This is a genomic window from Paenibacillus sp. JNU01, assembly GCF_059130585.1.
In genome coordinates this window covers 1,352,413-1,370,147 of sequence record NZ_CP169723.1, presented here as the reverse complement: position 1 = coordinate 1,370,147, position 17,735 = coordinate 1,352,413, and the positions used below count along the sequence as shown (strand labels likewise).

At 45.7% G+C, this 17,735-nt stretch carries 13 protein-coding genes; 9 read left to right on the top strand and 4 right to left on the bottom strand.

What is annotated here, in order from left to right:
* Positions 1–6: 6 nt before the first annotated feature.
* On the bottom strand, positions 7–1,464 hold the full coding sequence (locus NLBNIHML_RS05715) for a 4-hydroxyphenylacetate 3-hydroxylase family protein (RefSeq protein WP_339235030.1): 1,458 nt from the start codon (positions 1,462–1,464) through the stop codon (positions 7–9).
* A gap of 201 nt (positions 1,465–1,665) precedes the next feature.
* On the bottom strand, positions 1,666–1,818 hold the full coding sequence (locus NLBNIHML_RS05710) for a DUF1540 domain-containing protein (protein ID WP_074095586.1): 153 nt from the start codon (positions 1,816–1,818) through the stop codon (positions 1,666–1,668).
* 336 nt (positions 1,819–2,154) lie between these two features.
* On the opposite strand from NLBNIHML_RS05710, the gene NLBNIHML_RS05705 reads away from it, so the two are divergent.
* A complete protein-coding gene (locus NLBNIHML_RS05705) occupies positions 2,155–2,967 on the top strand; it encodes an AAA family ATPase (protein ID WP_342570514.1) in 813 nt (270 codons plus the stop codon).
* Positions 2,968–3,038: 71 nt separating this feature from the next.
* On the opposite strand, the gene NLBNIHML_RS05700 is transcribed toward NLBNIHML_RS05705, so the two are convergent.
* Both NLBNIHML_RS05700 and NLBNIHML_RS05695 read right to left on the bottom strand, forming a co-directional pair.
* Positions 3,039–4,505 (bottom strand): HAMP domain-containing sensor histidine kinase, encoded by a 1,467-nt coding sequence (locus NLBNIHML_RS05700; RefSeq protein WP_342570513.1) that lies wholly within the window; start codon positions 4,503–4,505, stop codon positions 3,039–3,041.
* Positions 4,490–5,176 carry a response regulator transcription factor gene (locus NLBNIHML_RS05695; RefSeq protein WP_342570512.1) on the bottom strand — a complete coding sequence of 229 codons (687 nt, stop codon included), beginning with the start codon at positions 5,174–5,176 and terminating at the stop codon, positions 4,490–4,492. The genes NLBNIHML_RS05700 and NLBNIHML_RS05695 overlap by 16 nt, the downstream gene beginning before the upstream one ends.
* Before the next feature lie 188 nt (positions 5,177–5,364).
* Here NLBNIHML_RS05695 and NLBNIHML_RS05690 point away from each other — a divergent pair, with 188 nt between their 5' ends.
* The 8 genes from NLBNIHML_RS05690 to NLBNIHML_RS05655 all read left to right on the top strand — a co-directional run bounded on the left by NLBNIHML_RS05690 (position 5,365) and on the right by NLBNIHML_RS05655 (position 17,694).
* Positions 5,365–6,081 carry a YceI family protein gene (locus NLBNIHML_RS05690; RefSeq protein ID WP_494353992.1) on the top strand — a complete coding sequence of 239 codons (717 nt, stop codon included), beginning with the start codon at positions 5,365–5,367 and terminating at the stop codon, positions 6,079–6,081.
* 255 nt (positions 6,082–6,336) lie between these two features.
* The gene (locus NLBNIHML_RS05685) at positions 6,337–10,713 is read left to right on the top strand and encodes a glycosyl hydrolase 53 family protein (RefSeq protein WP_494353991.1); all 4,377 of its coding nucleotides are present in this window, start codon (positions 6,337–6,339) and stop codon (positions 10,711–10,713) included.
* Positions 10,714–10,914: 201 nt separating this feature from the next.
* Entirely contained in the window at positions 10,915–11,958 is a 1,044-nt protein-coding gene (locus NLBNIHML_RS05680) for an SPFH domain-containing protein (RefSeq protein WP_339234996.1), read from the top strand.
* A gap of 71 nt (positions 11,959–12,029) precedes the next feature.
* Positions 12,030–13,004, top strand: coding sequence for a diacylglycerol kinase catalytic domain-containing protein (locus tag NLBNIHML_RS05675; RefSeq protein ID WP_494354676.1), 975 nt, complete (start codon positions 12,030–12,032; stop codon positions 13,002–13,004).
* An 83-nt stretch (positions 13,005–13,087) separates the two neighbouring features.
* Positions 13,088–13,801: a response regulator transcription factor gene (locus NLBNIHML_RS05670; RefSeq protein ID WP_494353990.1), complete on the top strand. Its 714-nt coding sequence runs from the start codon at positions 13,088–13,090 to the stop codon at positions 13,799–13,801.
* Positions 13,798–14,796 carry a sensor histidine kinase gene (locus tag NLBNIHML_RS05665; protein ID WP_339256054.1) on the top strand — a complete coding sequence of 333 codons (999 nt, stop codon included), beginning with the start codon at positions 13,798–13,800 and terminating at the stop codon, positions 14,794–14,796. The genes NLBNIHML_RS05670 and NLBNIHML_RS05665 overlap by 4 nt, the downstream gene beginning before the upstream one ends.
* Before the next feature lie 194 nt (positions 14,797–14,990).
* Positions 14,991–15,761, top strand: coding sequence for an ABC transporter ATP-binding protein (locus NLBNIHML_RS05660; protein WP_339234990.1), 771 nt, complete (start codon positions 14,991–14,993; stop codon positions 15,759–15,761).
* On the top strand, positions 15,736–17,694 hold the full coding sequence (locus tag NLBNIHML_RS05655; RefSeq protein WP_494353989.1) for an ABC transporter permease: 1,959 nt from the start codon (positions 15,736–15,738) through the stop codon (positions 17,692–17,694). Before NLBNIHML_RS05660 ends, NLBNIHML_RS05655 begins: the two co-directional genes overlap by 26 nt.
* The last annotated feature ends 41 nt before the right edge of the window (positions 17,695–17,735 follow it).

Below are 17,735 nucleotides of genomic sequence, written 5' to 3'. Positions count from 1 at the left end.
GTTCTCTTATTTGCTGGTATTGGTTAGAAAATCACGAACGAGCTTACGATTTGTCTGATCTTTGTTATATACGGAGTATAATCGATTGGATACGGTAAGGACATTGCCAAAAAAGAATCGTTCGAATTGAGTCTGTCTGCCTCCGAACGATCCAGCCCCAAGTTCCCAGATCAGACGGAACAGAGCGTTGCGTTCATAAGAAGCCATATCGTTCCCTTTCAGATAGATATTCAATGAAGGGGCGATATCGGATTGAAACTCTTCTTCCTGAGGGATCATAATTACCCCACTCGAACCCAAAAGTTGCAGAGTTTCAATCATCTCAGGATAAAGTTTCGGGAAAAGAAGATTGGCTGCCATCAATGGTTTGGGTGCAGGTAATACAAATCCTCTTCCATCTGGTATCGCACCTGCCTCCGCAGCCAAAGCCAATGCTTTTAATGATTCAAGACCTGCGAACAGACGTGCAGTTTTCTCAATAACATGTGCTTCCGTATTCAGATCGAGAGTATCCGTGAGAAGCTGAATTGTACCGAGGACAAATTCCGTCTTGGCAATATAACGACACAATACCTGATGACCTGCGTGAATATGAAAGTTACTACCACTGAAGAGACGTGAGGACATCTCCTCACTTCCTGCAAAAAATATTCGTTCATGTGGAACGAGTACCCGGTCAAAGATAACGATATTGTCCATTTCTTCATATCTGGAACTCAGTGGATAGTTGGTGTGAGATTCGGCTGCATAGGTATCCCTGCATACCAGACTGATTCCTGGAAGATCATTGGGGACAGCAAAAGAGAAAGCAAATGGATTTTCGTCATCAAATGGGGCAGGAGAAGGTGACGGATAGACAAAAATCTCATCCGAAGTGGCCGCTTGTGTAGCCATCATAAATGCTCCGCTAATAATGAGACCTTCTTCGGTACGATCTACGACTTTTGCGGCAATAGCATCCTCAGTGGCATCCAATTGCCCTGACATTTTGCTGGCATAAGGCTGAATGAAGGCATGAGATAGCGTAATATCATGATCACGGCAGTAGGCATAATAATTTTTGAGATTTTCTGCATATTGGGGAGACAATTCGTTCAGAAGATCGGCACCTGTGTAAAAGGACATGATGGCTGTATTCATGTAATCGGGTGAGCGTCCAAGAAAGCCATGATGGACATTTGCCCAGATATTCATCCCTTCCCGTCGTTTGCGGAGGTCGTCGGCACTGGTTGGGGGAAGGAAGGATATGCCCACAGGTTTTCCATCGGCCGGAGAGGCATACGTCATCGTTTCCGTAAATTTAGGGTCAGATTGCAGATCATACATGTACATCTGAGTCTCCATTAAACCAGCAAATGCTACATGTTCAGAGCGTTTTCCAGTAATAAGGTTACCTTTGTACCAGCAAGGGACGGATTGTGCATCAATTCGTTCACGATACTGTGTGCCACTTTTAACAGGCATTGTTATTCACCTCTTGGTTCTAATCGTTCATGGGCAGATTGACTTCTTACGTAGTGTACGTAGGTGATCTGTCCAATGTGCATTTAAGAGGTGAGAAGGATTTTTACAGATTAGGGCTTGATAATAATTATCATTCTTGTTACAATAGACAAAGAAAAAAGGAACCGGTAAGGGCTCCTTTAGGGAATTACAAGAGATTACTTATTTTACTTCAAAAGTCTTACAGTCTGTTTCAGCAGACTGACTTGCTTCTTTGGAACTGTGGCTTACGATGTAGATTGAAGAAGCATTACATTTGTTCTCTTGAGCCCAGTGACGACAGGAATTAACTTCACACAATACGTCTTTTGCCATGATTGTTAACCTCACTTTAATTGGATTACATTCGTTGGTATAAAGAATCCAGATGTAGCAAGTTGCCGCTTGCGAATATGGAAAATTTTTGCTCTCACGAAAATTGGAGGGCTTTTTTGCGTTATACACAACGATGCATATTTAGAATAGCAAATTTTATTGAAGCTTGCAACCAATGACTACCTTCTGTGGCAGAATAGTGGACGTGCTTTGGTTAGACTTGCAAAAAGGCATTAGTATGTTATTATTTAATAGTAATAATTACGATTAAAGTCTATTGGATTCTATATAACTTGAATCACGGACTGAAACTATAAGTGAAGGAGCATTTGTTACATGAGCAAAATGAACCATATGAACCGGATTCCACGAGCAAAAGGGATCGATATGGCTGCTTTTTACACACCCAAAGAGTGTAGGCGCAAAGCCCAGCATATTGTATTTTCCGCTGAAAATGAGCGTATCATTAATGAATTCATCACCATTCTGGGCATGAAAGAGAAATTCAGAGAGCATGATGTGTCCATCCCCAATAAAATGGTCATGTTCGGGCCACCTGGTACAGGAAAAACATTAACGGCATCACATCTGGCAGAGCGGCTTGATTTGCCACTGGTACTCGTGAGATTAGATGCGATCATTCATAGCCACCTTGGGGAGACGGGCAGTAATGTACGCAAGTTATTCGAATATGCACGAATGAATCCCTGTGTGTTATTTCTAGATGAATTTGATGCCATAGGTCGGACGCGTGAGAGCAATGATGAAGTGAAAGAGATGGCTCGTGTCGTCAATACGTTGTTGCAGTGTCTGGACGAATTCGATGGAGACAGTATTCTGGTGGCTGCAACGAACCTGGAAACCCAACTGGATCATGCCATATGGCGGCGTTTTGATACGAAGATGACCTATGGTATGCCTGATGATTCAAGTCGCAGATTGTATATCAGCAAGTTGGTGGGGGCATTTGAACAGGAGACCCGGCTGGAAGATTACATATGTGAACACTTGGCGGGGTGCAGCTATGCGGATATAGAGCAGATCGTTTTGAAAGCAAAACGGAAAGCGATCATTGCCAGCAGTACACTTCATAAGCAACTGATCTCGGATGCTTACGATGAATATAGGCCACGTGTATTAGAGTGTTGACTGTAAAAACGCTCAAATAGCCCAGTCTCCTGAGTGGAATCCTGGGCTATTTGTAGTGTTAGCATGCTGCGTTACACTTTAACGGCTGCTCCGTATGCTTTTTCCGTATTCACGGCTTCTTGACTTGCAGTCCAGCGTGGCAGGCTCAATCTGAACGTGCTGCCTTCCGGACTACTGGAGAGAAGTGTCAGTTCACCGCCTTGTTCCTGAGCGAGTAACCGGCTATATGTTAAGCCTAGACCCAGGCCGCGGTTACGACGTTTCTTGAGCTCTCCACGATAGAAGCGTTCGAAGATCTTGGGTTGATCTTCGGACGCGATGCCTGTGCCGTTGTCCTTGACATCAACGTATAACATCTGTTCTTCTGCGCGTAGATAAATATCGAAGACAGCCTTTTGTTCAGGAGCTGTGGCATGAAGTGCATTATTGAGCAAATTAACAATGATCTGCTGAATGCGGAGAGCATCCCCCATGGTAAAGAAGTTGACTGGAGGGGTGTGCAGCTGAACCTCTGGCATTTTATCCTCATACGCAATCTTCCACTGATAGATGATCTCACCAACCAACAGCTTCAGATCCGTCCGTTCCTTGCGAACCGTAACACTTCCTGCTGCCATGGCGTTATAATCCAGCAAATCTGCGACCATACGCTCCATGCGTTCAGATTCCTTTAAAGCGATATCCAAAAATTCTTTTCCTTCCTGTGGACTTACAACATCGTCACGTACTGCCATTACGAGCCCCTTGATGGAAGTTACCGGTGTCTTGAGTTCATGACTTACCCCTGCCAGCGAAAGTGTGCGCCATTCTTCAAGTTGTTGGAGACGAGAGGCCATATCGCGGAATGAATTAACAAGTTCATTGATCTCACGCTCTCGTGTATTCAAGTCAAGACTCACATCATAATTGCCACCTCGAATCTGTTCAGCTGCATAGGCTACCTGACGAATAGGTCTGGATAACTTATTGGACAGGAGATAGATTGTGAACCATCCACAGAGGATTAGTCCTCCGAGGATTAGAGCCACGAGCCATATGGTCTCTGGACCAAATGTAATGGATTGTTTGGACTGCATGACCCACACTTTACCCAAGGTTTGATCGCCCTCGGATATGTTGACCGTTACACCTGCATATTTGTTGTTTCGCGGTTCAAGATAGTCGTCTGACAGTCGATATTGTACATCTTTTTGCTCCATTTTAGGCTGGGAAAAAATCAATTGATTGTTGTTGTCCAAGATCATCACACAAAAATAATGATCTGTATTAAATAGTTTCTCTCGCTTGGTTACCAGTCTGTCCAGATCGGGTGGAACCCGTAGCATATTATTTTCACTGGTCACATGATCTGCGATCTCCAGACCCAGCAGTTCTGCAGTTTTGAGGCTTTTCTCAATGGAAGTTGTTCGAATCCAGTAGAGTGCCCCAGCCACAATAATTGTGAAACCAATACATAAAATCAGAAAATATCGCAGTGTCCAGTGTGACAGAATGGATATCGTTCGTTTCGGTTTCTTCTGCTTCAGTTGGCGATCCAAAATTGATACCCCATTCCTCGCAACGTCCGAATTTCTCCTGTCTCTGGCGACCAGTGGGAGAGGGCTTGACGTAGTCGTTTAATCGATAGATCCACAGCACGGTCACTGCCATCATAGTCCATCCCCCATACCTGTTCAATAAGGTGATCCCTGGTAAACGTACGATTCGGATAATCGGACAGGAAGAACAGTAATGAGAGGTCACGAGGTGTGAGTGCAACTTCTGCACCGTTCAGCAGCACCTGCTTGGCAGCAAGATCAATGACGAGATTTCCAAAGGAACGTTTCTCTTCGCCGCCTGAGGTCCAATGTGGATTACGGCGCAACACCGCATTAACTCTGGCGACCACTTCTTCCGGTACAAAAGGTTTGCTCATATAATCGTCAGCACCGGCATTCAATCCGTTAAGACGGTCTGAAATGTCATCCAGTGCGGTTAGCATGATCACGGGACAAGCACTTTTTTCACGAATAATCCGCAGCAGATCCCATCCATCCATTCCTGGCAGCATCACATCAAGTAATACAAGGGAAGGCGTTACGGTATCAAAAAGGCTAAGTGCAGTCGGTCCATCTGCTGCATGATGAACTTCGAATTCTGCTTTTCTCAGATAAGCAGCCAGTACTCGTGCAATAGCTTGTTCATCCTCGACGATAAGTATGGATTTCAAGAAAAGCGTTCTCCTTTCATTTCATAAACTTGTACTGATTTTACATGAGCCAGAGCGTAAAGCCAATCCTGTATTACGGATTCGAAAAAATATGGGCTGTGTCTTTTCTTGACTTCTTCCTGACACATTCAATTGATATGATCCATTCAACAACCAACTTAAACAATGATGTACTGGAGGAAATAGAGATGAACAAGAAAGCAAAAGCATGGCTCATAACAGGTGTAGCGGCTGTTGTCGTAATCGGTGGCGGTGGATACTATCTCAGCAATAGCTATTTGGGGAACAACGTGGAGATTGAGCAGGTGATTCCTGCGAGCACAGCGACTTCCACAACTACGGTAGACAGCACAGGAACGGCTGTAGCCAATGAAACTGCGGGAGCAGAGCAATTGAACGGAGACTGGAGCATTAGTGAAGGTTCCAAAGTATACTTCTCTGTAACTACTTCGCAGGAGACCGTTAACTTTGTGGACGAGCAGATAACAGGCAATTGGACTATTAATGTAGACGATGCTGCTCAGATGAAAGCAGAAGGACAGATCGAGATGGATGGAATTGATTCCGGGAATGGACAGCGTGATGGTCACGTGAAGCAAGCGGATTTCTTCGACATTGCTACATATCCGCAAGCAACATTTACAGCGACTTCATTTGAAGGGGTACCTGCAGAATGGCCTGTCGGTCAAACGGTTGATATCAAGATGAAGGGTACTTTAACCGTTAGAGGTATTGAAAAAGAAGTCACTTTTGATGCAAAAGCGGCTTATGAGAATAACGAAGTTTTGTTGTCAGCGACATCGATGGTAACCTTCGAAGATTTCGGAATGGAAAATCCGCACTCGGTTGTGCTTTCGACAGAAAATGATATTCAGGTACAGCTTGAATTAAAACTCTCCAAATAAGTATAGCAACGATCATATACCTAAAAATCTGTTCTGCATCCGCATTCCGGTGTACGGACAGATTTTTTTGTTTCTTACAAAAAGTGTGATTCTTATAGCTCAAATGTAACTTTTACAGGATCATATTGTTAAAATAACTGCTGTTTCCTTTGGAAAATGCCGTGTTACCCACCACTATTAAGCGCTTACAATGAGGAGGATTGATCACATTCATTGATCCATGCACAATCAAACACAAAAAGGGGGAGATCAAGAGTGAATAAAAGGTACATAAGTGGTTGTCTGGTCTTACTGATGCTGTTCTGTGATCTGGGACTGATGGTTCGTCCAGCGGCTGCGGAAGATGCGAAAGTGAACGTGGCACTTAACAAGGCAGTTACGGTAAGCACAGAATATTTGGAGTGGGGAAGCAAGAAAGACCATTTGGTTGATGGTAAAAGTGACACGCATTGGGCAGCTACGGCTGGAGTGACAACAGAACAACCTCAGTGGGTCATGATTGATCTGGGTGAAGACTACAATCTGTCCGGAGCGGAAATCACGTGGAGAGAAAACACGGTTGTGAAATATATGGTAGAAACATCTGCTGACCAGCAAGCATGGACCAACGTTGCTGATCAAAGTGAAAATGCCGATCCCAAACAGATCGCCGATCTGACCTTTCAGCAGAATGATGTACGATACATCAGACTGAATATATCTTTTTACAAGGGTGAGGGAGTCTGGCCGGAAATATTGGAGTTCAAGGTGTGGGGAGAAGCAGATGGCACTGAACCGGCCAATATTAAAGGATATGATGAGATCGAAGTGAGAACGGTGACCAGAAGTGCGCCAATTCTGCCCAACGAGGTAAAAGCACAGTTCCAGAATGGAAAATCGGGGATGGTACCTGTGACTTGGGACCATATCGACCCTATGGAGTACGCCTCTGCAGGCGATTTTACGGTAACAGGGACTGTATATGGTGCGCCTCCAGAGCCTCAGCTTAAAGCTAAGGTGATCGTTGAGGGATATCGTGAAGACTATGTTAGAGGTGTCGATATTTCCACATTGACTGCCATTGAGGACAAAGGTGGCAAATACGTTGACAGCAACGGTACGGAGCGTGATTTGCTCGATATTCTCAAGGATCGCGGTGTCAATTACGTGCGTCTTCGTCTGTGGAATGATCCACAGAAATCAGGGGGCTACAACGATAAGGAAGATGTCATTCGTTTGGCTACGCGGGTGAAGGAAAAAGGTATGAAAATCCTGTTGGACTTCCACTATTCGGATGAGTGGGCGCACCCGGGTCAGCAGCTTCGTCCCAAAGCTTGGGAAGGTCTTTCCCACGAAGAGTTGAAGCAAGCCGTATACGATTATACGGTTGAAGTTGTGGGAGAGATGAAAGCAAAGGGCGCCATGCCAGATATGGTGCAGATCGGTAATGAGATCAACAGTGGTGTTCTGAACGGCTTGAGCAGTGACGTCGATTTCGAGAAAAATGTTGCATTGCTGAAAAGTGGAATTGATGCTGTACGTGCAGTAGAAGGAGAGATCACCAATAACGCGGATAAGGTGAAGATCATGATCCATCTGGCTGAAGGCGGCAAGGCGGATATGTTCAAATGGTACTTTGGAGAGTTAAGTAAAGGCGGACTGGACTATGACATTATCGGACTGTCATATTACCCATTCTGGCATGGGACGTTTGCGGATGTACAGAATACGATGAATGAAGTGTCAGCCGAGTTTGGCAAAGATGTCATTATCGCCGAGACGTCCTATCCGTTTTCCTACAAAAACGGGGACGCGCATGGAAACATCATCGGGTCGGACGAAGCGCTTCATGTAGGGGGAGCAGACTTCCCCGCAACCGTTCAAGGTCAATATGATGCCATCGCCGGCATTATGGACATGATTGCAAATGTGCCGAATAATCATGGTGCAGGTTTCTTCTACTGGGAGCCAGCATGGATTCCGGCCGGTGTAGGCTGGATTGCATCTGAAGGGAATGCATGGGAGAACCAAGCGATGTTTGACTACGATGAATTTCCGGCTAACGGCGGCCATTCGTATGAAGGCAGAGCATTATGGTCCCTTGATGTGTACAAGCGCGGATTAAATCTTCTGCCGGCAGACCGCCAACAACTGGCTGCGGCGCTTGCACGAGCCGAATCATTAGTCGAGACTGATTTTATTCCTGAAAGCTGGGGTACTCTGGCTCCGGCAATCTCCTCAGCGAATGCAATATACCAACAGGCATACACGCCGGGTGGCGTGACTCAAGCAGATACAGATGCAGCGACAACGGCATTAGAACATGTGATGCAGCAAATGCAGGTTATCCCTCCGCAGCTTGACGAGCTTCGAGCCAAATTAGCAGAAGGGCGTACGTATCAGCAGGCTGACTGGTCTGCGGCCACTTGGGCGGTATTGACCAAAGCACTGGAAGGCGCTGATCAGGTCTTGAATGATCCAAGAGCAACACAGACGGATGCAAATACAGCGGTTAAACGTTTGCATGATGCCATTCAAGGTCTATCCAATGTCGACAAAACGCAACTGCACCAGTACATTCAACAAATGCAGCAGCAGAACGAATCCTCATATACACGTCGGAGCTGGTCTGTATTGCAACAATCTTTGAAGGCGGCGATTCAGGTCCGAGATAACCAAGCTGTTGTCCAGTCTGAAGTGAATTCAGCACTGAGTACGTTGAAACAGGCCTTTACTAATCTGGTCTCTCTGGAGGCTCTCACAACGGGCAAAACGGCAACGGCTTCAAGCAGTGCAGGGACAGGAGGCAATCAAGCCAACTCACCTGAAGGTGCGATTGACAACAATCCAAACACTTCATGGGGAACGGATAAGAGTATTGATCGCTGGTGGCAAGTGGATTTGGGACAAGTCGCTAACCTTCGCAAGATCGAGATGTCGATGTGGAGTGGCGGCATCAAATACAAGATTGAAGTGTCCAATGATAACCAAAATTTTGTGAAAGTAGTGGACACCACAAGTGATGTGGTTGTATCGACCGCACCTAGCCATGTTCTTCCAGAAGGCACGGAGGGACGTTATATTCGCGTAACGATTACGGCAGGTCCTACATGGGTAGGATTCATGGAATTTGAAGCCTACGGTACGTTCCCGGCGGACAAATCTGCACTGCAAGTTTCTGTAGATAACGCTGAGAAATTAAAACAAACGGAGTACACGACTTCAAGCTGGAATGTATTCAGTAAGGCGCTTTCTGAAGCGAAGGCGTTCATGCTGGATGTTGAATCTTCAACACAAGATGTAAGCAATGCGGATCAATCGTTACAAGATGCTATGAGTAAGCTTGTGCGTCAAGATAGTACACCTGGCCCTGGTCAGCCATCACAACCAAGTGTACCTTCACAACCTTCCAACCCGGGCACAGCTCCTTCGACGGGGAATCCCGATGTAACCCCACCCGTTGGATCGGGCACTGCACCAGAGAAGGGTTCAATCACGATAAAAGGAACAGCAACCGGGGATGACAAGTATTCGATTCGTCCGGCTGCATCCCAATTAACTCAGGCACTGCAATCCATGGATGCAGGAAATCGTACGTTAAAGCTGCTTGCAGATGTTCCTGATACAGCCAACACAGTTACATTCCAATTGGCTGCAAGTCAATTGGCAGCATGGGTTCGTTCCGAGGAAGTAAAATCTCTGGATGTAGTCGTAGGACAGACTACCGTTCGTGTTCCTCTAAAATCACTGCCGCTAACCATTGCTGAGACTACGGGAACGTTCGACATTGTAGTGGCAAAAGGATCAACAGATGCACTATCCACATCTCAAAAAGCAGCAATCGGTCATCATAAGGTTGTTGATGTGAATTTATTAATGAACAATAAGCCAATATCATGGACAAACAGAGCGATTGAAGTTGCTCTATCCAGTGTAGAGCAGCCTAAGCTGAATGATGTGGTTACGATCGTACATTCCATATCTCCAACTGGGGAGATGACACCTGTTACGTACTCCAAGTACGATGACAAAACGAAGACGATGGCGTTCAAACCGCTGGAATCCGGCAGTTTTGTCATAGCAGAAGTTGAAGTGCCATTACATGATTTGCAAAATTATAATTGGGCTCTCCAAGAAGTGCAGAACCTCTACGGTAAGGGAATCATTACGGGGATGAGCGCAACTCGTTTTGCCCCGCAAGGTGAACTGACCAGAGCACAATTTTTGCAAATGATTATTAAAGGCATTGGTGATGCACGCCAGTCCGATGCATCCATTTCGCTCCCAACGGATGTGAAGGAAGAGCAGTGGTATGCGGATTTAGTACGACTTGGCATTGAAATGAACATTATTCAAGGCCGAGCGGATGGAAGCTTCGGGGCCAACGAACGCATTTCACGAGAAGATATGGCCGTTATGCTGAATAGAGCTCTTCAGGTTGTGCAGCGTGAGCATGCGACCCATTCTGTACAAGGAAATATGGTGTTTGCAGACAACGACGAGATCGCGCCATACGCCAAAGAGGCTGTAGACTTGATGCAGCAACTTGGACTGCTGAATGGCATGCCTGATGGCACGTTTGCTCCGAAAGAAACGGCGAACCGTGCACAAGGGGCTGTTGTGGTAGCCAGATTGATGGAACGACTGTATTAGAAAATAACAAAGCAGGTAAGGAGATCGAATCAACTGATTCGGTCTCTTTGTTTTTTTGCGAAAAAAAGAGGTTTAGAACTTAATGCTTTTCGCCACATAGTCATATAAATCATTTGTTAATGTCGTATTGACAATATCAAATTCATTTGTTATCATTTCGATAATATCAAAACGACAATATTAAGAAATGGGGAATGAGCCATGTTTGGATTCCGATTTGCGAAGTTCCAACCCAGTGAATATGTAATGAAAGTGAAAAATGGCAAGGTACAACGTCAAGGTGTGGGATTGTCTTTCTATTATTATGAGCCGACCACATCGGTAGTGGTGCTGCCCGTGTCCTCGGTGGATGTACCATTCATGTTCGAAGAGATTACGGCGGACTATCAGACTGTTACAGTGCAGGGACAACTGAGCTATCGCATTGTAGATTATTTGAAAATAACCCAGAGCCTGAATTACACGTACAATTTGCGCAAGAATCGGTATATTTCCGACGATCCCGGCAAACTGGACCAACGGGTGATTACCACAGCGAAAGTACTAACCAAGAAATATCTGGAGAAAATGCCGTTGAAGGAGGCCATTCAATCCAGTGAACGGCTGGCAAGCAGCATGAAACGCGAAGTTGTGCAGAGTGAAGAGTTGGAGAAACTGGGCGTTGAGCTGATGAGCCTATCCATCCTGGCCATTTTGCCCAATAAAGAGACGATGCGTGCATTGGAAGCACAAGCGCGGGAAGAGATTTTGCGTCAGGCTGATGAAGCGCTGTACGTGCGTCGCAATGCATCAATTGAACAGGAACGCCGAGTGAAGGAGAACGAACTGAACACCGAAATTGCCGTGGAGACAAAGAAACAGCAAATTCGTGAGACCCAACTGCATGCAGAACGCTCGGTGAAACAGAAACAAAACGAGATGGAGCAGGAGCAGCTTCAGTTCAATACAGCGATGGAGGAACGTAAGCAGCAACTGATTGAATTGACCATTGCCAATCACAATGCCGAGGCAGATGCCAAAGCGTATGAGATTGCTGCCGTGATGAACTCATTGCAAAATGTACAACCAAATGTACTGCAAGCGATGGCAAACATGGGCATGAATTCCGATAAGCTGATTGCACTTGCATTCCAGGAGCTGGCTGAAAATGCAGGCAAGATCGGACAGCTTAATATCTCGCCGGATTTGTTGCAGGGGTTGATGTCTCCCGCGCCGGGCAGAGATCAGGGAGGTAGAGGGCGATGAGATTAGGAAGAAGAGAGCAGACAGAGCAAGCAGGGAAATCAGTACGTCATCAGGCTGCGCCGGACGATCGAATGAGCGAGCACAAGCTCATTCTCGTTAAGCGTCGGACCCGACTGGAAGAGTTGGTAGTTCGATATAATACGGTGCAGCAAGCTCAGTTTTATATTGAACGTCTGGGCGCCGACTTCAGTGATTATATGGAGGAAGACCGTCGTTATCGGTTATCTGTGCAGCAGGCGCAGCAGCAACTGGGGCAATTGGGTCGTGTACAGACCATTGATCGGGAACATGTGCCGAACTTTATTTTTGGAGAGCAGGATATCGTGGTTGTGGTTGGACAGGATGGGCTTGTAGCCAATACCCTCAAATACGTAACCGAGCAGCCGCTCATTGGCGTGAACCCGGACCCGATGCGGTGGGACGGGGTGTTATTACCTTTTACTGTGGAGGATCTAAGCTTCATTGTTCCTGATGTCATTCGAAAGCAACGGACTTTGAAAGAAGTCACTCTCGCCAAAGTGGAACTCAATGATGGACAGTATCTATATGGTGTCAACGATCTGTTCATTGGTCGGAAGACACATGTATCGGCACGTTATGAAGTGCGTTTGGGTACATCCGTAGAACAACAATCCTCCAGCGGTATCATTGTATCCACAGGCATGGGATCGACAGGTTGGTTCAAAAGTGTGCTGGCCGGGGCCACTGGAATTGTAGGATCGGCGGCGTGGCAGAACATGAATTCGGAAGATGAGGTTGCTGTAGCATCCTCATCCATTCATGGAAGCAGGCAGGAGCTGAATCATTTTAACTGGGATGCGCCGTACTTGTATTTTTCAGTAAGAGAACCCTTTCCAAGTCGAACGACAGCGGCCAACCTGGTGTTTGGACAGATCCATTCGAAGCAACCATTGCACATTGTATCCCAGATGCCGGAGGATGGAGTTATTTTCAGCGACGGGGTGGAGCAGGACTTTCTTGAGTTCAACTCAGGGGTGGAGGCTATCATTGGTTTGGCAGAGAGAAAGGGGCGTCTCGTAGTCTGACCCTTTATTTCCAAGCCGTTTCCAACTAAAATGGGTAACTAGGTGTGATACATTGACGTCAGGAAACGGGAAGAGGGTTAACGATGCAATCGATATTGTTGGTTGAAGATGATGCCAAGCTTGCAGGATTGCTGGCGGCTTATCTGAACCGAAATGGATTCCAGGTACAGGTCACCGGTGATTTTCGTCATGTATTGGATGAGTTCGTGAAGATGGAACCGGATCTTGTGCTGATGGATGTGAACTTGCCTCAATTTGATGGCTACTATTGGTGCAGACAGATACGTACACATTCCATATGTCCCATTCTATTCATATCCGCTCGGGATAGCGGCATGGATCAGATTATGGCATTGGAACATGGAGCGGATGATTATATTACAAAACCTTTTCAATATGAAGTTGTGCTTGCTAAAGTCCGCAGTCAGCTGCGCAGAGCCTATGGTTCTTACGCTGCTGTGCAGCAGGAAGTGAAAGTGAATAACGGTCCCATGATTCTCTATCCTGAGCGATTCGTATTGGAATATGATGAACGCTCTACAGAACTGACTCAGAAGGAAGCGATACTGGTGCAAGCGCTGATGGTGAAGGCAGGTCGAGTGGTCAGCCGGGAAAAATTGCTAGAACAGATGTGGGAAGATCAGCATTTTATTGATGATAATACGTTGAATGTCTATATTACACGTGTACGTCGGAAGTTGAAGGAACTGGGAGCAGAAGAGATTTTGGAGACGGTTCGCGGAGCAGGTTATCGCGTGTTGGATCTGGGCGCTTCTGCACAAGGACAAGGGAAATGAAACTTTTTCTGAAAGACCACCAGATGTTAGTTGGATTTTATGTGCTGCAGATGCTGCTTGTTCCGTGTGTATATTGGCTCTCTGGTGAAGATCGCCCGATGAAAATTATCCTCTATGGCATGCTGATTAGTACCGTTGTGTTACTGGTCTATCTGGTCGTACGTTACTTCCAGCTACGAGCGTATTATCATCTACTTCAACAACCACGTAAATGGGTAAACGAGTCTTTTCAGACCCTTGGAAATTCGGTTGTAGCTGAGGCTATCCAGGAATTGTTACACGAACTGGAGCGTAATCGGCAGAACGAGATGGGTCAGTTACGTACTAGCAAGGAACAGCAGGTGGTATTCATGAATCGCTGGGTTCATCAGATGAAGACACCGTTGTCTATTATCCAACTGACCTTGGAAGACGTGGAAGATGAGACGGCTGGCAGTATTCAGGATGAGCTGGATAAAATGCGTAAAGGACTTGAAATGGTCTTACATTCATCCCGGCTTGAACAGTTCGAAGGAGATTTTCGTGTGGAGCTGCTGTCTCTGCAAGAGGTACTTCGGAGCAGCATTGCAGAGAACCGACGTTTGTTTATACGCAGAGGTATTAAGCCGGATATCCGTATGGAGGAAGATCTTAAGATCTACAGTGATTCCAAGTGGCTGCGGTTCATGTTCACCCAGATCCTGACCAATGCGGTGAACTATTCCGATAGCAAATCAGGCAAAAAAGTGATCATTACCGGCTATAAACAGGAAGAGCGTACAATCCTGGATATTCAGGATGAGGGAATCGGCATCTCGTCCGAGGATATTCATCGTGTGTTCAATCCCTATTTTACAGGTGAACGTGGCAGGCAATACCATGAATCTACGGGAATGGGATTATATCTGGTTCGTGAGATTAGTGCACGCCTGGATAACCGGGTAGAGTTATTTTCAGAGCTGAATAAGGGAACATTGGTTAGATTCAGCTGGGTTCATACGAAAGTTCCGCAGTAAAGAGCGCTTTGCCCACAGCCGTGGGTGAGGTGTTTTTTTTATATAGACACCAAAAGTTATGGAGGCAGGGGAACAGAACCTTAAACGTACTGTAAGGAAAGTTTAAGGTAATTCGATAGCACCGTTACGGAAGGTCAGTTAGGATAAGAATAGGATTAACATATAAAGAGTAATAGATTCGGAGGGGAATACACATGGAAATGTTACAAGTATCAGCACTAAGCAAAGTATATCAGGGCAAAGTACAGACTCAAGCCCTTAGTGATATTCATCTGACAATCAAGCAAGGTGAGTTTGTGGGCATTATGGGCCCGTCCGGCAGTGGCAAAACCACATTGTTAAACATGGTCTCTACCATTGATGAACCCAGCTCAGGCAAGGTGCTGATTAATGGTATGAACCCGTTTGATATGAAAAAGAAAGAACTTGCCATGTTCCGGCGTCGGGAACTCGGGTTTGTCTTTCAGGATTTCAATCTGTTGGACACGCTGACGGTTGCCGAGAATATTGTACTTCCATTGACACTGGACAAGGTCAAACTGAAGGAGATGGAGAGTAGACTACAACGCATTACAACCAAGCTTGGGATTGATCATATTCTGGATAAACGAGTGTACGAAATCTCGGGCGGTCAGCGACAGCGCACAGCCATTGCGAGATCCATGATCAATATGCCTTCAATTGTATTGGCGGATGAACCTACGGGCGCATTGGATTCCACTTCATCTCAGGCTGTCATGGAGTCGCTCGAACAGATTAATCAGCAGGAGAAAACGACCATTATGCTGGTGACACACGATCCCCTTGCAGCAAGTTATTGCAATCGAATCGTATTCATCAAGGACGGGAAACTGGCAGCGGAGGTACACCGCGGAGATAATCGGCAGACGTTCTTCCAGCGGATCATTGATACGTTATCCTTCTGGGGAGGGAATTCACATGAGCTTTCCTCAGTTCGCGTTTAATAACATTCGCCGCAATGGGCGAGCGTATATTGCTTTTTTTCTAAGCAGTGTGTTTATGGTCATGATTTTCTTCGCTTATGCAGTGTTCATCTATCATCCGTATGTGACAGAGTTGCCGATGGGTGACACAACTGCTATGGGGATGCAGGTGGCTTCGATCATTGTATATGTGTTTGCATTTTTCTTTGTCATGTATTCCATCAGTGCTTTTCTCAAATCACGGAACAAGGAGTTTGGCATTCTAACCATACTTGGTGCGGAGCCTGGACAGATTCGGAAATTAATTATATTGGAAAATATGTTGATCGGCTGTCTTTCCATTATTGCGGGTATCGGCGGAGGCATGTTGTTGTCGAAGCTGTTCCTGATGTTAACCACTCGTTTTATCGGGATGGATGATCTGCCCTTCTATTTTCCGGTGAAAGCGATTCTGATTACGATCGGGGCATTTCTGTTATTATTTTTCTGCATTTCACTTTTCACATTGATATTTATCGGAAACAAACGGACGTTAGAGCTTTTGACAGGGACCAGCAAACCTAAAAAAGAACCCAAAGCTTCGTGGTTTTTCTCACTTCTGGGCCTGACATTACTTACAATCGGATTTGTAGTACTCCGCAGTAAATTGAGCGGCGGTACGATCTTACTCGCAGCAGTAACAGGCATCGCGGGGACGTATTTTTTCTACTCACAACTTTCCGTGCTCATTATACGGGTATTAAAGCGTAATCGTAAAACGGTATGGCATGGTACTCGTCTGTTATGGATCTCAGAGATGAGTTACAAAATGAAGGATAATGCTCGCATGCTCTTTATGGTGACCGTGGTCATTGCGATTGCTTCGATGAGTGCAGTTGTGATTTTGTCACTGGATCAAGAGAACCGGGAGCAATTTACCAATAACGATTTTGCAATCCAGTACAATGTGTACACACCTACGGATCAAATGAATATGAGCGCTATTAATTCAGCACTTGAAGCCGCAGGCTTGGATTATCAGCAAATGTATCTGGAGTACTTCTGGTCGGATGCGGATCAGAGTGCTGTCTCGGTTATGCCACTTAGTCACTACAACCGATTCAATACAATTCTAGGAAAAGAGACATTCCAATTGGATTCAAATTCAGCATTGTTCGTAGATTCCCGGAATGAGAAGGATCAGGCTCAGATCGATCGCAACAGGTTTCGCAATTTTTCGGAAGGAGACACATTGACCTTGAATCTAGAAGCTGGCCCAATGCAAGCAAGAGTTACAGCTACAGATGTGGAGCCAAGGTTTGCAACCTTAATCTATTCAACAGGTGTAGTTGTCCTCCCGGATGAGAAGTTTGAAGAGATTACACAACAGGTCCATGAAAATAGGTTATCTGGCAAAGTTCTGTATCAGATTCCTGCCTGGGGTCATGCAGTACCTGACCGGCACTCCTCGGAAGCCATGGTTAGCGATCAGTTACTTTCGTCCGCAGATACCATTCGAAGCGATAATGCTTCGGATGAGAATTACTCCGGATATCTGAGTACACGGTACGGTGATTTTGAAAGATTCAGACAGGGGACAGCACTATTTACCTTCTTGGGCATATTTATCGGATTGATCTTCTCCATCTCTTCCGCAAGCTTTCTGTATTTCAGACTGCATACCGATCTTGAAGCGGATGGAAAGATGGTGCATTCTCTTTCGAAAATGGGTCTCAGTTTCCAGGAGATGAAACGATCATCCACCGTTCAGATTGCTATTCTGTTCTTTTTACCGATCGGGGTAGCTATCATTGAAACGTTGGTCGTGGTTAAGCCATTTCTTACTGAATTCGGTATTACCAATTATACGATGCCGGTGTTGACTGTATTTGGTGCCTTTGTACTTGCACAGACGTTTTATTTCATCGTTATACGTTCGAGATATATCGCTTCTCTGCGCAAAATGATGGTGTAACCATCTTAAAAACAAAGGGTCGTAAGGATCGACCATGATCT

What these genes read in the sequence shown, in the direction of transcription:
- NLBNIHML_RS05715 (WP_339235030.1), bottom strand. Translation starts at nt 1,464, where the DNA reads ATGCCTGTTAAAAGTGGCACACAGTATCGTGAACGAATTGATGCACAA.
- NLBNIHML_RS05710 (WP_074095586.1), bottom strand. Translation starts at nt 1,818, where the DNA reads ATGGCAAAAGACGTATTGTGTGAAGTTAATTCCTGTCGTCACTGGGCT.
- NLBNIHML_RS05705 (WP_342570514.1), top strand. Translation starts at nt 2,155, where the DNA reads ATGAGCAAAATGAACCATATGAACCGGATTCCACGAGCAAAAGGGATC.
- NLBNIHML_RS05690 (WP_494353992.1), top strand. Translation starts at nt 5,365, where the DNA reads ATGAACAAGAAAGCAAAAGCATGGCTCATAACAGGTGTAGCGGCTGTT.
- NLBNIHML_RS05680 (WP_339234996.1), top strand. Translation starts at nt 10,915, where the DNA reads ATGTTTGGATTCCGATTTGCGAAGTTCCAACCCAGTGAATATGTAATG.
- NLBNIHML_RS05675 (WP_494354676.1), top strand. Translation starts at nt 12,030, where the DNA reads ATGAGCGAGCACAAGCTCATTCTCGTTAAGCGTCGGACCCGACTGGAA.
- NLBNIHML_RS05670 (WP_494353990.1), top strand. Translation starts at nt 13,088, where the DNA reads ATGCAATCGATATTGTTGGTTGAAGATGATGCCAAGCTTGCAGGATTG.
- NLBNIHML_RS05665 (WP_339256054.1), top strand. Translation starts at nt 13,798, where the DNA reads ATGAAACTTTTTCTGAAAGACCACCAGATGTTAGTTGGATTTTATGTG.
- NLBNIHML_RS05660 (WP_339234990.1), top strand. Translation starts at nt 14,991, where the DNA reads ATGGAAATGTTACAAGTATCAGCACTAAGCAAAGTATATCAGGGCAAA.
- NLBNIHML_RS05655 (WP_494353989.1), top strand. Translation starts at nt 15,736, where the DNA reads ATGAGCTTTCCTCAGTTCGCGTTTAATAACATTCGCCGCAATGGGCGA.